Consider the following 17,422-nt stretch of genomic DNA (forward strand, 5'->3'; position numbering starts at 1 on the left):
TTTCTGTTTTCTAATCTAATGCAGTTTTTAGTGGATTTTTATAGATAGAAAACCCGTTGTGCATTTTGATCCTGCTATACTAAGATTCTCGATACTATTTTCTTTATTTCATTTAGAAAATCAATCGAATTGATTTGATCCTTTTTCATAACATTTCTTTCATAACGCGCAACGGGATATTTGATAAGCTTTTTTGAAGTGATTAAAATATTAAAGCTATCCTAACATGTATCTTTCATAACATCTATTATAACAAGCCATTTTTGATGATCCGCTTAGTACAGTACTTTCACTACATGCAGCCCTACACAAATTGTAGTGCATTAAATTAGTGATATTCGATCCGCCGCTAATTGATTTTTGTTCAAACTTGCTGATGGTCTTCATACCATCTACTTTAAAATTTTTCATAATAGATTAATTTTTAAAATAAATATTACTTGAACATTTATAGACACTCAAGTGTATGTCTTGTTTTTAGTATAATAATATTTTCGTGTCATTCGCAAAGCCTTGTTGACCGTTGCTAAATAACCCGTATGCTTGTAGTACTCGACCTTTTCCGATCAAGAATTCGAATGATTTTTGAGTAAAGCCTACAGCTACTTCTTTAGATGAATTATTATTTGACCCTCTAGCGGTTAATGCGGCAAAAGATTTTGAAGTTGCCCCATAAATACGTTTTGGAGTAAGAGAATTACGGTATGGCGAACTTCTATACACAAAATCACAATCCCCAGAACCATTAAGTTTAAATTCTCCCTTAAAAGATAGAGATTGTTGTATTCCGGTACCAGAACCACCGGTTACAGGGGTTCTTCCACTTCTAAACCATGAACTACAACCCCACCAAGACTTTTCATTTATTTCTTGGTCTGATTCTATGTTTTTATTTTGAATAATGGTTTCATAAGCCAGTAGAAATTGATCTGGACTTGCACTGGCATAAGATTCTTGATATTCATTGTCTAAATAATCGTTGATCTCATGCATTAGATCTTTTGCCAGGTCAGCATCACTTTCTCTGGTGCCTTTTGCCAATGACATTTTATATCGTTCTTCAATAAAAATGGCCATCTCTTCATGATTAAGTTGCAAATACATCTTTGCATTTTTTTCTGCCTCTTCTTTTGATAGTTGTTTATCAAAATTTTGGGCTAGATAAATCGGGCCTGATTTTTGATTTTCTAACTTAGAATTCTCATAGATAAGATTATCTGAATTCTCTGTTTCACAACAAAAAAGGAATGCTGTACACAATATTAGAACACTAAAATTTTTAATTTTCATGGTATATAAGAGTTAATTAATGAGTCATTATATGATAGGCTATCCTATTTCCATTATAAATAGCCTTTTAAATAGAGTGATTTCATTTTCTTAACGAACTTTGAAAATGGAACCACTTTATAGGTTTTAATTACAATCAGGGAAATACGGTTTTAACGAGTCTGGAATAGCATCACAGAAATCAATGTCCCCACCAGAACCTTCACAACTCGTACTGATATTGTTTGCACATTCTCCTCGAAGTCTTTTCAATACTCTACCGTTTTGATCTCTAATCACCGCAATGGTCTGGCCATTACTAGAAGATTGACTAACACTAACGCTGGTAGCATTAGGAAAGTTAAATGTACCGCAACTTGTTGTTACCGTACATGCAGCTTGTACACCATAACCCAGAAAGAGCATGGTTACCAGGGTTAAAAACTTAGTTTTCATTTTTATAAGGTTTTAAAATTAGATCCCGAAAATACGATCAGTATTCGCCAGCTGCAATGATGATTTTGTAGATGGACTGTTTAAGGGAATAACAGAATCATTGTAATTTGTAGATGAGAATCAATGCCAAAATGAGAAAATGATGCTGTGATTAATTGTTTTAGATAAGTGTACCAAATGTATACTTAAAGTGGTAGTGATTTATTAACAAATCGATTGTATATGTTGTAGTCGCACATTAAACAGAAGTCTAGTCCATTTTTTTAGTGAAATAAAAAAGTGTGTAGAGAATAGCTTTTCTAAGATAAATTCTATTCTCTACACACTTCTTCCTAGGTTTACGTCGATCCTAGAGAAATCTAGCGCATCTCGCTACACATCTGTATTCAGCTTCGGCATCACTTCCATACATAGCTCCACAAGTCCATATACAATCAAAATGATCTTGATTAAAGCTTCCACTAATAAATTTCTGTTGTGATTTACTAATGATTTTTACATCGTTGATTTTAAGATTTTTCATAACAATTTTGTTTTTGATAATAAGTATTGCTTGAACATTTATAGGCACTCAAGGGTATGCCTTGGTCTACAGAATTTTAATATTCTTGGTTTCGTTTACTGGAATATTCTGAGACGGTTTGATGGTACATCTTTTTTTCTAAATAAAGAATCAAAATATTTCATTTCAAGATATGCTAATTGTTTAATGACTAAAATATTGATTTTGTAAATGGACTGCTTAAGTAAATAATAGACTGTTTATAGTTTATAGTTAAAGATCATCAGACTTATTAGAAAGTTGACTTGATTATCCTTAATTTGAGGAAAAGTTGAGCTGCTAAAATGTAATCATTAACATGATTTGCTAGTCCAGAGCAACTAAAAAGATTAACCAATCTGCTGAAAATGATGTAGTATACGATGTATTTGTGCATACTGCAAAAGTAGTATTGTTTTGGCGTCCTTAATTTCGCCAGAAGCCATCATGGCCAGAGCCTCATCAAAAGCTAATTCAAGAACCTCGATATCTTCCTGTTCTTCTGCAAGTCCGCCACCTTCTCCTATTTTCATTTCGGGAGTATACTCGGCGATAAAAAAATGCAATATTTCTGTTACAGCCCCAGGAGACATATAGCATTCGAAAACTTTGTTAACTTTCGATATTTTGTAGCCGGTTTCTTCTTCAGTCTCTTTTATAATACAATCTTCAGGATTGTTTTCGTCTAACAAGCCAGCACAAGCTTCGATCATCATTCCGCTTTCATTACCATTAATATAAGTGGGAAGTCTAAACTGTCTGGTAAGTATGATTTTTTTTTGAAGTTGTGTTGTAAAGAAGAATGACCGCTCCATTACCTCTGTCATATGCCTCTCTCATGTGTGTTTTTACCTCTCCATTTCTAGTTCGGTATTCATAAGTCACTTTATGAAGTGTATACCAATATTCTGATAATACTTGTGTTTGGATGATTTTGATGGTGTTATTTTCCATGGAATAAATTTATCTAATATCCAATATCGCCAAGTATAAAAGCGTTTCAATGCTATGCATAGTCTTAGTTATTTTTGGTTTGCAGGAGGGGTAGGACACTCTTATTTCCGTAGTCATCAATTGCAGTAATCTTTAAAATTGCCGGTTCTTTGGTTCTCCAACTCCCAATGAGTAATAATTTTTTTTCGTCAAAGCGTATCCATTCTGGTAAGTCTAAACTATTATTAAGAGATAATTCATAAGAAATAATATTGTTGTCTACATCCTTAAACATATCCTCTGGCAATTGTATCTGAAAGGATTCATTATATTCTAAATGTTTTACAGGAATAGGGTGATAAGGAAAAGGTTTGAACACCGATGCAGTGCTTACCCAGTAAATATCAGATTCATAATGGTCACTACCGCTTTCTGGGGGAATACTTATCCGACTAAAAAATAAATACTGATTATCTGATGATATGAATGGCCGTTGCTCAATCTCTTTGCCATTTATTTCAGAATCCAATCGTTCGGGAACTGTCCATGATTCAGTTTTGGTTAGGTAACTTATGAAGAGGTCATGTTTTGAGTCAGATTCGTATTGCCAAGCTTGAATAATTATATAATCCCCCATCGGTGATAAAAAGAGGCTTTCTTCGTCTGCACTCGAACTTAATTCACTCACTTTTTGGATTTTTGTATAATTTCCTTTTTCAGGCTCTGAGCGGTATATGTCACCGCAGCATTGATGTTGATCATCTCGGTTAGAGGTAAAATAAAAAGAACCGTTTTTTGATTTACCATGACCTGCTTCTCTTGAGTTAGAATTAAATATCGAATTGAGAGGTTGAGGGTCTATTGCTTTATTGTTTACATATGTAGCACTCCACAAATCTGTTTCTGATCCCTCTTTTGATTTTACAAAATAAAGTGTATTTCCAAAAGGATCGAACATGGGATAGAATGTATTCACATTATCAGGTAGGAAGGTATTTGTTGGGGTAGTCCATTTTCCGCTCACGTAGTTCATAAGATAGATACATGTTTCTTCTGATTTCGATTCATGATATACTCCAAAAGCGATGCTTTTACAGTCTGGAGAAATTGTTAAACCCGTTTCGAATCTACCCTCGACAGATATAATTCCTGCTCCAAAAATTTCAGGAATGTTGCTTGGTATATTTTGCCCTAAGCAATAGATTTTTTGGTTTTCAGGTTTCTCCTGTGCCCTACAAGAGAAGAATAATAGTAATAGTATCGGGAGATAGTATTTCATTCGGAAAATTATTGATTTTGATCCGGCTGATTGCAACTAACAAGACGATATTCTTGATAATTTGAAATTATTTTCATGCTAATTATTGTTTATACACCTTTCCATCTTTCATCACAAAAACAACATTTTCCATAGTATTGATTTTTTGGGTTGGATCGTCATTTACCGCTACTATATCTGCTAGAAAACCAGCAGTGATTTGCCCTAGTTGATTTTCCATATTCAGGATTTTTGCATTGGTAATAGTTGCACTTTGTATAGCTGCCATGGCTGGCATTCCGGCCTCTACCATATAGCCGAATTCTTTTCCGTTTTGGCCATGTTGAAACACACCTGCATCTGTACCAAACGCGATACCTACACCGCGATCATATGCTTTTTTGAAGGTATTTTGAATCTTTGGACCAATTTCTAGAGCCTTGGGAACAATAATGGCAGGGTAATAACCATCTATAGCTGCTTTTTCGGTAACTTCTTTACCTGCGGTTATGGTGGGCACTAGATAGGCGTCATATTGTTTCATCAAATCCATGGTTTTTTCGCTCATCAATGTACCATGCTCTATCGTCTTTACACCTCCAAGTATCGCTCGCTGCATTCCTTCATCTCCGTGTGCATGAGCGGCCACATGAAAACCATAGTCTTTTGCTGTTTTGCAGATTGCTTTGATTTCTTCAATAGTAAATTGCGGATTAGACCCGCTCTTTGCTACACTTAATACGCCACCTGTAGCTGTAATTTTGATAAGGTCGGCTCCGTTTTTATAACGCTGTCGAACAGCTTTTTTAGCATCTTCAACACTATTTACTACTCCGTCTTTGGGACCGGGATCACCCATGATATCTTTTCTGGATCCATTGGTAGGATCGGCATGTCCCCCGGTGGTAGCCAAGGATTTACCTGCGGTAAAGACTCTGGGGCCGTCAATCTTTCCCTGAGCAATTGCTTTTTTTAATGCGATATTAACTCCACTTCCTCCTAGATCACGTACCGTTGTAAAACCCGCCATTAAGCTAGTTTTAGCAAAACCAACTGATTTAAACGCAACATCTGCTTCATTATTCGTATAACGTTCTAAATATGCTTTTGGATTAGATTCACTTTCGATATGTACATGCATATCAATTAAACCAGGAATAACCGTTTTATCTTTAAGGTCAATGGTTGTGTCATCTTTTTTACCGGCAACATAGCCATCTTCGATCTTTAAAATTTTATTTCCCGAAACTACTATAGTTTTTTCAGCAAGAACTTTGCCTGATTTGGTGTCAATTAATTTCCCGCATTGTAAATAGATGTCTTGAGCTTGAATAGTAGTGCAGACAAGCATTATTAGCGTAATGAATGTATATTTCATCTGTTTATTTGTATTATTTTTTAGTTGTCCGATGGAATTCGCCAATAATCATGTCGGTTAGTGTTTACCAAATCGTTATAGCTCATTTCATAAGAATTCGCGTGAATATTTAGTGTTTATCTATGTTAAATATAGAGTAATTGATCGGTTTAGCAAAACACCAATTGGTTCTATGCATTCCAAACATAAAAGGGTAAGGATCTTATCCTCTGATGAGAAGGGAAGAAATAAGGTTTACTGACTTACAAAATCTTTAATAGTTTTGGTGATAAATTCAATTTGTTCGTCATCCAATTCGGTATGCATAGGAAGTGAGATCACCTCTTTTACTAATTGATTAGTTATTGGGAAATCTGCTTCATTATATCTTGTATCCTGGTACGCTTTTTGGCTGTGAAGAGGAATTGGATAATAAACCCCACATGGAACCCCGTTATCATTAAGGTGCTGCACCAGCTGATCACGTTTATCGTTGGTTATCCTTAAGGTGTATTGATGAAATACATGGCAATTGCATGTGTCGCAAATAGTATTTTCATCTGTGCCACAACTATTTCCTTTGACTTTTGGGGTGATAATATTTTCAACTCCTTCAAAAGCTTTGTTGTATTTTCTGGCGGCTGCTCTTCTGGCATTATTGTAATGATCAAGATTAGGAAGTTTGGCTCTTAAAATGGTAGCTTGTATAGAATCAAGGCGAGAGTTTACACCTACGACATCATGATGATATCTTTTGTACATTCCGTGGTTTACAATACCACGAATAGTATGAGCAAGGTCATCATCGTTTGTAAAAATGGCTCCACCATCACCGTAGCACCCTAGGTTTTTGGATGGAAAAAATGAGGTAGAGGCTACTTGACCAATAGCTCCTGTTTTTGTTGTAGTACCGTTTGAAAATTTATAAGAAGATCCAATACCTTGAGCATTATCTTCAATTACATAAAGATCATGTTGGTTGGCAATTGCCATAATCTCATCCATATTGGCAGCTTGACCAAATAGATGAACAGGTACAATTGCCTTGGTTTTTGGTGTGATTGCCTTTTTGATGGCTTCGGGATCAATATTAAAAGAGTCAGGTTCAACATCAACTAATATTGGAGTTAATTGTAATAATGCAATAACTTCTACAGTCGCAGCAAAAGTAAAATCTGCCGTGATCACTTCATCACCTGGCTGTAGTCCCAGTCCCATCATTGCTATTTGTAAAGCATCTGTACCATTAGCACACGGGATCACATGTTTTACATCGAGGTATTCTTCTAATTCCTTTTGAAAACTATGAACCTCGGGACCGTTAATAAAAGCTGTTGAATTTATAACATCAAGTACAGATGAATTTACTTGTTCTTTAATTTGCTCATATTGACCTTTAAGATCAACCATTTGTATTTTCTTCATGTATGCATGTATTGTAACCTCACGAAAGTACAAAATATTGATACTATAGCCAATGCAATTTTAGATAAAAGAAATGTATTTTAGCAGTTCTTAAAGAATATTGCTTTTGAGTTTTTTATACAACATCTTTATTTCGATTTTTAATGGAATTCTTCCTCTTATGGGATGGTGGACCCCTAAACTGAAATTATTCGTAAATGGAAGAAAAGACAGCTTCAAAATATTAAAGGCAGAAATAATCGCCGAGGATCGTATCCTCTGGTTTCATTGTGCATCTTTGGGTGAGTATGAGCAAGGTGTGCCTGTTATGGAAGCTTTAAAAAAGAAATATCCCGATCATAAACTATTGGTTACTTTTTTTTCGCCTTCAGGATACGAAGCAAAAAAAAACAGTACACTTGCAGATTTAATTGTATATCTTCCTATGGATACTAAAGCAAATGCCAAACGATTTGTGGAACTTGTACATCCAGAACTTGCTGTTTTTGTAAAGTATGAGTTTTGGCCTAATTATTTAAAGGTTTTAGAAGCTACTCATATTCCGGCTGTTTTTATTTCTGCTTCATTTAGAGAAGATCAAGCCTTTTTTAAATGGTATGGGGGCTTTATGCGAAAAGCACTAAAAACTATTGACCACTTCTTTGTTCAGGATGCAATATCCAAGTCATTAATCGAGAAACAAGGTTTTGATAATGTTACTTTAAGTGGTGATACGCGTTTTGATCGGGTATCCCATCAAATTGAAATGGATAATCATGTAGATTTTATTTCAGAATTTATTGATGACAGGCTTTGTGTTGTTTTTGGGAGTTCCTGGCCAGAGGATGAAGAGATTTTTATAAATTTTATAAACCATGCTTCAGAAGAAGTGTGCTTTATTATTGCTCCACATGAATTTAAGAGTGGTAATATGAGTGCTTTACAACAAAAGATCAAAAAGAGAACCGTATTATATTCTGAAAAGGATGAAAAAGATCTAAAAGAGTATGAAGTGTTCATTATGAATACCATTGGATATTTATCACGTGTTTATAGTTATGGTGATATTGCTTATGTTGGAGGTGCCATGGGGACAGGAGGTCTGCATAATATTTTAGAGCCGGCAACTTTTGGGATTCCAATTATAATTGGTAAGAATTTTGAAAAATTTAGAGAAGCTAAGCAACTTCAGAAATTAGCCGGATTGTTTTCGGTATCAAGTTCTGAAGAATTTTCACAGGTTATAAGTAAGCTTGTAGGAGACAAAAAGTTTAGAGAAAAAACAGGTATGATCGCAGGACACTTTATAAATAGTAATACCGGGGCTACAGCAATAATTACCGAATATTTGGATAAGAAAATCGAAAAAGTCTCAAAATGATCTCCAAAGTACAAAATTAAACGGTAACCGCTTGTCGCAAATATCTTCTAAAAGGAAGCATTTCTTTGTAAACCTCAATGACTTTCTCTGTAAAATCGCCCTTAAGAACATCTTCTCTGGTTAATTCGTGAATTACAGCAAATGTTCTATGTTTTAATAAATCTATATGTTCGTGGTTTGCGGGATATCCTTTTGGAGAAGATTTTAGCATACCGTCATCAGGATATAAATTTCTGAAGGTGGTTTTAAAGCTTTTTTTATTTAAAATTTTAACCAGTTCCTCGCCATTATAATCAATGGCTTCTCTAATGCTATTCAGTATTTTGCTTTCGGGTCGCCAATATCCTCCGGCCAATAGACATTGAGAGATACCGATTTCAATATAAAAATCCCCTTGTTTGGTTTTTTGATCCAATCCCGCACCAAAATGATCCTTATATACAGGTTTATTTGGATGAAAAAGAAGGTTGTTGTTAATACGATTAATTCCCTTTTTACCTGGGGTAGGATAGTATTCTGGGTCTATGGTTGCCAGTTTTGTGTCCAGTGCATCGAGCCATTGTACAAATGAATTTCTAACCGCGTGATAGCGCTTTCGGTTTACATCCATCCATTCCTTATGATTGTTCTTTTGTAAATCTTCAAGAAACTGAAATAGTGAAGCAAAATCCATAACTATTCAAAATCCTTTAAAATAAGCCATGCAACTCGGCATCAATACGGCTTATGATATTACCAAGATCTTCAGGATTATCAACAAAATTAACATTGTCTACATCAACAATAAGAAGATTACCTTTGTCATAATCATGAGCCCAGGCCTCATAACGCTCATTAAGTCTGCTAAGGTAGTCGATACTTATGGTATTCTCATATTCCCGCCCTCGTTTATGGATTTGGGCCACTAGATTAGGAATACTACTTCTAAGATAAATTAAAAGATCCGGCCCCTCTACTACATCTTCCATAAGATCAAAAAGTGATCTATAGTTTTCAAAATCACGATTGGTCATTAGTCCCATGGCATGAAGGTTTGGTGCAAAAATATAAGCATCTTCATAAATGGTTCGATCCTGGATGATATCTTTTCCGCTTTGGCGAATATCCAGGATTTGTCTAAAGCGACTATTCAAGAAATAAATCTGAAGATTAAAAGACCAGCGTTCCATTTTATTGTAGAAATCTTCTAAATACGGATTCTCTAGTACATCTTCAAAATGAGCTTCCCATTTATAATGTTTAGCAAGCAATCGGGTCAATGTAGTTTTTCCTGCACCGATATTTCCAGCTATAGCTATATGCATAATTGATTATTTTTCTTGGGGTTGAGTATATGAGTTCGGCGGTAAATATAATGGATTTTATGAGTAACATAAAAGGGATTGATAAGAATTTATAGAGAAGAGAAATTTCATAAATTACAATCTGCCAAACATAATGAGTGTTCTATAAAATCTTGAATCTAAATAGGCAAAACTAAAAAAAGATGCTGTTAAGCATCTTTTTTATATAAAATTATGTACTACTGCGGTTTGAGTAATTCTTTGTAGCGATCTTTATAAATATACAACATAAGAACATTAAGCGCTAAAAATACCACACCAACATACCAGTGTTTTATATCTAATTTGATGTGATATAAAAAGGCATTAACCGATATGCTCATTAGAATTACCATCATTAAAGGGGCAAATCTGTTGGCTAATAATGCGATTCCAGCACAAATTTCAACAATTGCTACCAACATCATGGTTTTGGAAGATACTAAAACTCTTAAAAAGCTTCCTGCAATTTTTGTTGATGGTGCAGGTGGGTCCATAAAATAAAACAATTTGTTGCACCCAAAGAATAGAATGGCCAGGCCAAAAACTATTCTGATTCCCAAGATTACTTTTGGATTCATAGATTGAATTTTTTGGTTGTTAATACTAATAGGTAACGTGTTAATTTTTCTTAAATTGCCGGAGTCTAAATGATTATCCTCCAGTTTCCATAGAAGAAAACCGTAGAAAACAGTGATAATGGGTATTTTGGCAGTTATTTTTAACGTAAAATCCTACAAAATTAATTTGAATTCTTTTTAAATGATTTATAATCAGCTTAAAAACAAATAAAAAAGAGTAATATTGCACTTTTTTTAAGCAATATTGTATCTCATCAGACGTTTTGGGGGCAATAACTAACCAAAGACCGCGATCATGACCAAACCGGCCAATAGATTGTATTTTTTAGATGCTATACGTGCATTTGCTATTGTAATGATGCTACAGGGGCATTTTGTACATGCTCTGTTGGGTGATACTTATCGAGATAATAGCAATATTATTTACAGTATATGGGAATACTTCAGGGGAATGACGGCTCCCACTTTCTTTACGATTACCGGTTTTATTTTTACATACTTATTATTAAAACAGGGAACCTCTGGTTTAGATAATCCAAGGGTTTTAAAAGGTGTAAAAAGAGCAGTTAAGATTATTTTTTGGGGATATTTACTTCGTTTGAGCTTTTATGCCGTTTTTACAGGCACCTTAAACCCTTCATTTTTTTATGTAGATGTATTACAATGTATTGGTACGTCGTTATTATTGTTAATAGGGGTATATTTGATATCGTATCGCTCCAATCGGAAATTGTTTCAGAATACAATGCTAGGTTTAGGTGTGGCAATTTTTTTGTTACAGCCTATATACAGTAGATGTATACTTGAGTTTTTGCCACAGACGATTGCTAATTATTTTACCAATGTAAATGGATCTATTTTTACCTTGTTTCCTTGGTTTGGTTATGTGTGTTTTGGAAGTTTTATGGGGACTTTATTTTTGAAATATGCAAACTATCAGAAATTTTATTTTTACGCTGCTTTAATATTGTTATTCGTCGGATTGGCACTGATCTTCTATTCATCAAGTATATTAATGTCATTACACAGTATTACAGATATTGTGATTTTTAAATCAGTGGCATATAACAACTTCTTGTTTATTAGACTGGGAAATGTATGTATACTTTTTACCTTGTTTATTTTAGCTAAAAACTATATGTCACATCCTTTAATAACTAAGATAGGGAGGAGAACACTTTCAATTTATATTATTCATTTTTTTGTACTGTATGGGAGCTGGTTCGGACTCGGACTTAATCGTTTTTTCTATCATGATTTATCACCCCTCGAAGTTACAATTGGTGCTTTCTTATTTGTAATGGGCATTTGTGCTTTGGTATTATATTATTATAGGTATGAAGATAAAATGAAACTTCAGTTGCACTGTGGATTAGAATCTTTTTATAAAATTATTCAGATTAATATACCAGAGGTGTTTTTAAGTATTAAAAATCAAATCGTTAGAAAGTATAGAAACATTAGATAGGCAGAACGGTAACATTAGACTTTTAACACTCCTTTCTTTATAATCCTTATTTTTTATTGAATTAAAAATCAGTATCTTATAGTGGTCTAATCAATACTCGTTTGTCATGCCAACTATAAAATCATTGAATAAATGGGCGAATGCGCATACGTATTACCCGTTGGATTTGTTAAGAATCGCTTTAGGTGTATTTCTATTTATAAAAGGGATAAACTTTATCAGTAATAGTCAGATTCTTGTTGACCTTATTAAACCTGTTCAGAATTTGGCAGGTGCTATGATCATAATTCATTATGTAGCGCCTGCTCATTTAATAGGAGGAATATTAATAGCTTTTGGATTACTCACCAGATGGTCTGTTCTGGCACAACTTCCATTGTTGATAGGAGCTATATTAATTAATTTTATCGGTGAGATGAATACTGCAAACCTTGTTATAGCCGGTGTTATTTTTCTTTTATGTATTTTCTTTTTATTATACGGATCAGGTAAGCATTCCGTGGATTACTACTTGAAAATGCAACAATAAGCGATAAATATTTGTTTAATCAAAATAAAAAACCGCTTCGAAGCGGTTTTTTATTTTTTAATACGGTTCGATTAGACATTGCTATGCTACCATCCTGATAAGCTGGATTTTGTAGAGTTTGATGGAGCGTCAAGATAAATCGTATCTATGGCCTTGTAAGTGTGGATACCATCTTCTAATTTAGAAAGTCTTTTTTTATTTTTCAAAAGTTGTTTTTTGATCTTTCTCCATTCTTTTTTACTAAAAAACCGTTTGTCTTTTTTAGAGATATTTTCTAGAGAAGTTTTTAATAGTAACCTATCTGCAGTCGCTATATCATCAGAACTATATTTTTTCTCCTGTATTTTGTTGTCTATTGTTTTTACCGAAGTGAGGTCATTTTTAAAATCTTGACCAAACGAAATACTACAAATACATAGAAGTGAGATGGTGATTAAAATTTTTAATTTCATTTCCCTAAATTTTGATACGTGTACAATTTTTTTTTCATTCTTCTTTTTAAGAATAATATCACTGTTATTTCCCAATACAGCATACATCAAATTCTCAAAAAAATGGTATTCTTTCCCCAAAAAATGACACATTATGTGTCTGAATATTAATAGAGTAAAAGTAATAATAATACTTGATTTAGAGATACGGAAAAACCGCATTTTTTCAAGGTATTACGTGAAAATCGATATAAGGTTTATAAAATCAGATGAAACGATAATTAAAACACCTATATCCCAATTATGTTATAAATTAAAAGCTTTTTTAACTTTATCTACGTAATCGAGTTTTTCCCATGTAAAAAGCTCTACCTCTTTTTCTATTCTTCCGGAATATGGACTCTCAAAAACTTTGGTTATTGTTCTGGGTTCTTTTCCCATATGCCCATAGGCAGCTGTTTCAAGATAAATAGGATTGCGTAATTTGAGCCTCTCTTCTATAGCGGCAGGACGCATATCAAAAATCTCGCCTACTTTTTCAGCAATTTCACCATCAGTTAAACCTAAGGAACTACTGCCATAAGTATCTACAAAAATCGAAGTAGGTTCTACTACACCAATTGCGTAAGACACTTGCACTAACACTTCATTTGCTACACCGGCAGCCACAAGATTTTTAGCGATATGTCTAGAGGCATAAGCGGCAGATCTATCAACTTTACTAGGATCTTTTCCAGAAAACGCCCCACCACCATGTGCTCCTTTTCCTCCGTAAGTATCAACTATAATTTTTCTCCCTGTTAGGCCAGTGTCACCATGAGGCCCACCAATAACAAATTTTCCGGTTGGATTAATATGATACGTTATTTTATCGTTGAATAATTCCTGAACATACTCTGGTAGTTGAGCGACAACTCTTGGCATTAATACAGAGATGATATCATTTTTGATTTTTGCTAGCATTTCTTCATCATTACTATCAAAATCATCATGTTGTGTAGAAACTACAATGGCAACAATTCGTTGAGGGATGTTATCATCACTATATTCTATAGTAACCTGGCTTTTAGAATCAGGACGTAAGTAAGGAATTTCTATACCTTCACGTCTTAATTTTGCAAGTTCTATAAGTATTTTATGTGATATATCTAGTGCCAACGGCATATAGTTTGCAGTTTCCTTGGTTGCATAACCAAACATCATACCCTGGTCTCCTGCACCTTGTTCTTCTTTTGTTTCGCGATCTACACCTTGGTTGATATCTTGTGATTGTTCATGAATCAAAGAGATAACCCCACAAGAGTCACCACTAAACTGATAAGCGCCTTCAGTATAACCGATTTTATTAATGACTTCTCTTGCTATATATTGAACATCAAGATACGTTTGTGATTTTACCTCGCCGGCTAATACTACTTGACCGGTAGTCACTAATGTTTCACAAGCAACTTTCGAATTTGGATCAAAAGCTAGAAAATTGTCTAATAAAGCATCACTGATTTGGTCAGCCACTTTATCCGGGTGTCCTTCAGATACACTTTCTGAAGTAAATAAATATGCCATTCTTAATTGTTTTGTGAAAGGGTAGGAAACGACGATACAACATCAGGTTTTCGATAAAGTAACTTATATCGAACTGCTTTAGCATTTTTGTTGTTTTGGTAACATTACCAAATATAAACAGTACAGCAGGGTTGCAATCAGTCAAATCTATCCCTAAAAATATTTCGGCAAAGGTAAAAAAAATGATAATACTCAAAAGGATTTAACGTATGATTAATTTTCTTTAAATAAGAGGCAGTATATTACCTGATATTTTTTTGAAAAGATAATTTTATGTGCAAACATGTTGTGGTTTAAAAATAATTGCTAGCTTTGTCTTAAGTTTCTTATACATTTTTAGATAGTTATTAAGAAAGGTGGAGGGAATAGACCCTGTGAAACCTTAGCAACCCTTTATTACTAAAGAAGGTGCTAAATTCTATCCCGATTGATTGGGAAAAGATGACTTGACACAATTGCTTTTCTGTGATTGTAGTTTCCTTTCTTTTTAATTTTCTATGTACTGGCACTAATAAAGTAGTGTTTGATGTATTTGATTTTAAAAACATTTTATAAGACTACGTCTTAGAATTTCAAATCAATTGTTATTCCAGCGTGATACATTGAGCCTGTCGAAATGTAGGCTGGAATTTAAAAAAGAAAATTATGAGTACTCAAAAATTTGCAACAAAAGCTTTACATGCTGGACATGATGTGGCTTTGAACGGTGGAACAAGAGCAGTTCCTATTTATCAAACCACATCATATGTTTTTAAAGACGCAGATCATGCGGCTAACTTATTTAACTTATCAGAAACAGGCTTTATTTATACAAGGCTAAATAACCCTACAAATGATATACTAGAGCAACGTTTAGCTGCATTAGAAGGTGGTATCGCTGCTGTAGTTACTGCTTCAGGTACAGCTGCAATCAACACTACATTGTTAACGCTATTAAAGGCGGGGGATCATATTGTTGCTTCAAGTAGTCTGTATGGCGGAACGTATAATCTTTTGAATGTTACATTACCAAGATTCGGGATTACAACAACTTTTGTAGATCCGTCTGATGCCAAAAATTTTAAAGATGCAGTACAGGAAAATACGCGTGTTTTTTTTGTCGAATCTCTCGGAAATCCTAAACTCGATGTATTGGATCTTAAAGTTATTTCGACTGAAGCTAAAACTTACAAAATACCCTTAATTGTAGATAATACGGTGGCTACGCCGGCCTTGCTAAATCCTATAGAACATGGCGCCAATATTGTAATACATTCTCTTACCAAATATATTAGTGGTAATGGAACCTCTCTGGGGGGAGTAATTATCGATGCTGGAACTTTTGATTGGTCGAGCGGTAAGTTTCCTGAGTTTACCGAACCTTCTCCCGGATACCATGGATTAGTATATCATGATGCATTGGGACCCGCTGCATTTATTGCAAAAGTACGAATCGAAGGATTACGAGATCACGGGGCAGCTTTAAGCCCTTTTAATGCATTTCAGATTTTGCAGGGACTGGAAACGCTAGAAATACGAATTAAGAAGCATAGCGAAAATGCATTAGAGCTTGCAAAATGGTTAGAAAAACAAAACGAAGTGACCTGGGTAAAATATCCCGGACTTGAAAACGATTCATATTATAGTTTGGCCAAAGAATATCTTCCTAAAGGACAAAGCGGTATTGTAACTTTTGGAGTAAAAGGAGGATTTGATTCGGCAAAAACTGTAGCCAACGAAACTAATATATTTTCTTTGTTAGCCAATATTGGAGATTCAAAATCTTTGATTATTCATCCTGCCAGTACAACCCATCAACAGCTTACAGAGGAACAGCAAGAATCTACGGGTGTAACTCAGGATTTAATTAGATTATCTGTTGGTCTCGAAAATATTGAAGATCTTAAGAAAGATCTAGAAGTCGCTTTTTCAAAAATAAGAGAAACAGTAAAATAATTCTGATTAACCTCTTATGCTGCAAAAAATAGACATTTCAAATTTTACAACGGTAAAAGGGAAGTACATCGACAATATTCCTTTAACGTATGAAACCTTTGGCAGACCTTTATTTCAGGCACCTGTAGTTTTGGTTAATCATGCTCTAACAGGTAATTCAAGGGTTTGTGGAGAAAATGGATGGTGGAATGGCCTTATCGGAGAAGGAAAATGTATCGATACTAATCGATATACGGTACTTTCTTTTAATATTCCCGGAAACGGATATGATAGAGTAGAAGAAAACTTAATTGATGATTACCAAATCTTTAACGCAAGAGATATTGCCCGTATTTTTTTAAAAGGTTTAGAAACATTAAAGATAGAAAAGCTGTATGCCACTATAGGAGGATCTGTTGGAGGAGGAATTGCTTGGGAACTAGCAGCATTAAAACCAAATCTAATTAGGCATTTAATACCAGTGGCCTGCGATTGGAAGTCGACCGATTGGCTGAAAGCAAATTGTCTGGTTCAGGAACAAATTTTATTAAATTCTAATAACCCAATACATGACGCCAGGTTACATGCGATGCTAATGTATAGGTCTCCAGAATCATTTAAGCAAAAATTTAATCGAACTTATAATGAGGATAAGGATATGTTTAATATCGAAAGTTGGCTTTTGCACCATGGGGAAAAATTAAACAAGCGATTCAAGCTATCGGCATATAAAGAACTTAATTACATACTTGCAAATATTGACATAACCGCAGGAAGAGGAAAGTTTTTAGAGGTAGCAAATGATATATCATCGAGTATCCATATCATAAGTGTTAATTCTGATGTCTTCTTTACCGAAGCAGAAGATAGGATCACCTACCAGGAATTACAAAAAGTGAAACAAAATGTTACTCACAGAATTATTAATTCTGTCCATGGGCATGATGCTTTTTTAATTGAGTTCGGGCAATTAAGTGAGTTACTAAAAGATGTTTTTTAAAAGAAAATAAAATTT

At 34.2% G+C, this 17,422-nt stretch carries 16 protein-coding genes, 1 pseudogene and 1 riboswitch; of the genes and pseudogenes, 5 read left to right on the forward strand and 12 right to left on the reverse strand.

From position 1 onward, the window contains the following. Window positions 1-477: 477 nt before the first annotated feature. From ACFSJT_RS20175 to ACFSJT_RS20205, 7 genes and pseudogenes are all read right to left on the reverse strand, one after another. Window positions 478-1,290, reverse strand: a complete 813-nt coding sequence (locus ACFSJT_RS20175; protein WP_378322166.1) for a hypothetical protein — start codon at window positions 1,288-1,290, stop codon at window positions 478-480. 126 nt (window positions 1,291-1,416) lie between these two features. After that, on the reverse strand, window positions 1,417-1,725 hold the full coding sequence (locus ACFSJT_RS20180) for a hypothetical protein (protein WP_378322167.1): 309 nt from the start codon (window positions 1,723-1,725) through the stop codon (window positions 1,417-1,419). A 349-nt stretch (window positions 1,726-2,074) separates the two neighbouring features. Beyond that, on the reverse strand, window positions 2,075-2,248 hold the full coding sequence (locus ACFSJT_RS20185; protein ID WP_378322168.1) for a hypothetical protein: 174 nt from the start codon (window positions 2,246-2,248) through the stop codon (window positions 2,075-2,077). Window positions 2,249-2,616: 368 nt separating this feature from the next. Further along, window positions 2,617-3,220: pseudogene (gene nudK / locus ACFSJT_RS20190) on the reverse strand (GDP-mannose pyrophosphatase NudK). Between the two features lie 64 nt (window positions 3,221-3,284). Beyond that, window positions 3,285-4,478 (reverse strand): hypothetical protein, encoded by a 1,194-nt coding sequence (locus tag ACFSJT_RS20195; protein ID WP_378322169.1) that lies wholly within the window; start codon window positions 4,476-4,478, stop codon window positions 3,285-3,287. Window positions 4,479-4,560: 82 nt separating this feature from the next. Further along, on the reverse strand, window positions 4,561-5,835 hold the full coding sequence (locus ACFSJT_RS20200) for a metal-dependent hydrolase family protein (RefSeq protein ID WP_378322170.1): 1,275 nt from the start codon (window positions 5,833-5,835) through the stop codon (window positions 4,561-4,563). A gap of 234 nt (window positions 5,836-6,069) precedes the next feature. Continuing rightward, window positions 6,070-7,239, reverse strand: a complete 1,170-nt coding sequence (locus tag ACFSJT_RS20205; RefSeq protein WP_378322171.1) for a DegT/DnrJ/EryC1/StrS family aminotransferase — start codon at window positions 7,237-7,239, stop codon at window positions 6,070-6,072. 106 nt (window positions 7,240-7,345) lie between these two features. Here ACFSJT_RS20205 and ACFSJT_RS20210 point away from each other — a divergent pair, with 106 nt between their 5' ends. Then, window positions 7,346-8,599, forward strand: a complete 1,254-nt coding sequence (locus ACFSJT_RS20210) for a 3-deoxy-D-manno-octulosonic acid transferase (RefSeq protein ID WP_378322172.1) — start codon at window positions 7,346-7,348, stop codon at window positions 8,597-8,599. Window positions 8,600-8,615: 16 nt separating this feature from the next. Here ACFSJT_RS20210 and ACFSJT_RS20215 read toward each other — a convergent pair whose 3' ends face one another. The 3 genes from ACFSJT_RS20215 to ACFSJT_RS20225 all read right to left on the reverse strand — a co-directional run bounded on the left by ACFSJT_RS20215 (window position 8,616) and on the right by ACFSJT_RS20225 (window position 10,502). Beyond that, window positions 8,616-9,272, reverse strand: coding sequence for a DUF2461 domain-containing protein (locus ACFSJT_RS20215; protein WP_378322173.1), 657 nt, complete (start codon window positions 9,270-9,272; stop codon window positions 8,616-8,618). Window positions 9,273-9,288: 16 nt separating this feature from the next. Continuing rightward, window positions 9,289-9,903: a deoxynucleoside kinase gene (locus tag ACFSJT_RS20220; RefSeq protein WP_378322174.1), complete on the reverse strand. Its 615-nt coding sequence runs from the start codon at window positions 9,901-9,903 to the stop codon at window positions 9,289-9,291. A gap of 218 nt (window positions 9,904-10,121) precedes the next feature. Further along, window positions 10,122-10,502, reverse strand: coding sequence for a DoxX family membrane protein (locus ACFSJT_RS20225; RefSeq protein ID WP_378322175.1), 381 nt, complete (start codon window positions 10,500-10,502; stop codon window positions 10,122-10,124). A 295-nt stretch (window positions 10,503-10,797) separates the two neighbouring features. Here ACFSJT_RS20225 and ACFSJT_RS20230 point away from each other — a divergent pair, with 295 nt between their 5' ends. Both ACFSJT_RS20230 and ACFSJT_RS20235 read left to right on the forward strand, forming a co-directional pair. Then, window positions 10,798-11,970: a heparan-alpha-glucosaminide N-acetyltransferase domain-containing protein gene (locus tag ACFSJT_RS20230; protein WP_378322176.1), complete on the forward strand. Its 1,173-nt coding sequence runs from the start codon at window positions 10,798-10,800 to the stop codon at window positions 11,968-11,970. Window positions 11,971-12,076: 106 nt separating this feature from the next. Then, window positions 12,077-12,499, forward strand: a complete 423-nt coding sequence (locus tag ACFSJT_RS20235; protein ID WP_378322178.1) for a DoxX family protein — start codon at window positions 12,077-12,079, stop codon at window positions 12,497-12,499. Between the two features lie 86 nt (window positions 12,500-12,585). Here the strand turns inward: ACFSJT_RS20235 and ACFSJT_RS20240 are convergent, their stop codons facing one another. Both ACFSJT_RS20240 and metK read right to left on the reverse strand, forming a co-directional pair. Continuing rightward, complete coding sequence (locus ACFSJT_RS20240; protein ID WP_378322179.1) at window positions 12,586-12,951, reverse strand: hypothetical protein; 366 nt, start codon at window positions 12,949-12,951, stop codon at window positions 12,586-12,588. Between the two features lie 285 nt (window positions 12,952-13,236). Then, window positions 13,237-14,493 (reverse strand): methionine adenosyltransferase, encoded by a 1,257-nt coding sequence (metK, locus tag ACFSJT_RS20245; protein ID WP_378322180.1) that lies wholly within the window; start codon window positions 14,491-14,493, stop codon window positions 13,237-13,239. A gap of 341 nt (window positions 14,494-14,834) precedes the next feature. Continuing rightward, a riboswitch (SAM riboswitch) is annotated at window positions 14,835-14,941 on the forward strand. A 197-nt stretch (window positions 14,942-15,138) separates the two neighbouring features. Here metK and ACFSJT_RS20250 point away from each other — a divergent pair. Both ACFSJT_RS20250 and ACFSJT_RS20255 read left to right on the forward strand, forming a co-directional pair. Continuing rightward, entirely contained in the window at window positions 15,139-16,428 is a 1,290-nt protein-coding gene (locus tag ACFSJT_RS20250) for an O-acetylhomoserine aminocarboxypropyltransferase/cysteine synthase family protein (protein ID WP_378322182.1), read from the forward strand. 16 nt (window positions 16,429-16,444) lie between these two features. After that, window positions 16,445-17,407, forward strand: a complete 963-nt coding sequence (locus tag ACFSJT_RS20255) for an alpha/beta fold hydrolase (protein WP_378322183.1) — start codon at window positions 16,445-16,447, stop codon at window positions 17,405-17,407. Window positions 17,408-17,422 lie beyond the last annotated feature (15 nt).

Origin of the sequence: Aquimarina celericrescens (assembly GCF_042682765.1) — a bacterium.
GTDB classification, from domain to species: Bacteria; Bacteroidota; Bacteroidia; order Flavobacteriales; family Flavobacteriaceae; genus Aquimarina; species Aquimarina celericrescens.

What these genes read in the sequence shown, in the direction of transcription:
- ACFSJT_RS20195 (WP_378322169.1), bottom strand. Translation starts at nt 4,478, where the DNA reads ATGAAATACTATCTCCCGATACTATTACTATTATTCTTCTCTTGTAGG.
- ACFSJT_RS20255 (WP_378322183.1), top strand. Translation starts at nt 16,445, where the DNA reads ATGCTGCAAAAAATAGACATTTCAAATTTTACAACGGTAAAAGGGAAG.
- ACFSJT_RS20235 (WP_378322178.1), top strand. Translation starts at nt 12,077, where the DNA reads ATGCCAACTATAAAATCATTGAATAAATGGGCGAATGCGCATACGTAT.
- ACFSJT_RS20185 (WP_378322168.1), bottom strand. Translation starts at nt 2,248, where the DNA reads ATGAAAAATCTTAAAATCAACGATGTAAAAATCATTAGTAAATCACAA.
- ACFSJT_RS20180 (WP_378322167.1), bottom strand. Translation starts at nt 1,725, where the DNA reads ATGAAAACTAAGTTTTTAACCCTGGTAACCATGCTCTTTCTGGGTTAT.
- ACFSJT_RS20250 (WP_378322182.1), top strand. Translation starts at nt 15,139, where the DNA reads ATGAGTACTCAAAAATTTGCAACAAAAGCTTTACATGCTGGACATGAT.
- ACFSJT_RS20220 (WP_378322174.1), bottom strand. Translation starts at nt 9,903, where the DNA reads ATGCATATAGCTATAGCTGGAAATATCGGTGCAGGAAAAACTACATTG.
- ACFSJT_RS20200 (WP_378322170.1), bottom strand. Translation starts at nt 5,835, where the DNA reads ATGAAATATACATTCATTACGCTAATAATGCTTGTCTGCACTACTATT.
- ACFSJT_RS20230 (WP_378322176.1), top strand. Translation starts at nt 10,798, where the DNA reads ATGACCAAACCGGCCAATAGATTGTATTTTTTAGATGCTATACGTGCA.
- ACFSJT_RS20215 (WP_378322173.1), bottom strand. Translation starts at nt 9,272, where the DNA reads ATGGATTTTGCTTCACTATTTCAGTTTCTTGAAGATTTACAAAAGAAC.
- ACFSJT_RS20225 (WP_378322175.1), bottom strand. Translation starts at nt 10,502, where the DNA reads ATGAATCCAAAAGTAATCTTGGGAATCAGAATAGTTTTTGGCCTGGCC.
- metK (WP_378322180.1), bottom strand. Translation starts at nt 14,493, where the DNA reads ATGGCATATTTATTTACTTCAGAAAGTGTATCTGAAGGACACCCGGAT.
- ACFSJT_RS20240 (WP_378322179.1), bottom strand. Translation starts at nt 12,951, where the DNA reads ATGAAATTAAAAATTTTAATCACCATCTCACTTCTATGTATTTGTAGT.
- ACFSJT_RS20175 (WP_378322166.1), bottom strand. Translation starts at nt 1,290, where the DNA reads ATGAAAATTAAAAATTTTAGTGTTCTAATATTGTGTACAGCATTCCTT.
- ACFSJT_RS20205 (WP_378322171.1), bottom strand. Translation starts at nt 7,239, where the DNA reads ATGAAGAAAATACAAATGGTTGATCTTAAAGGTCAATATGAGCAAATT.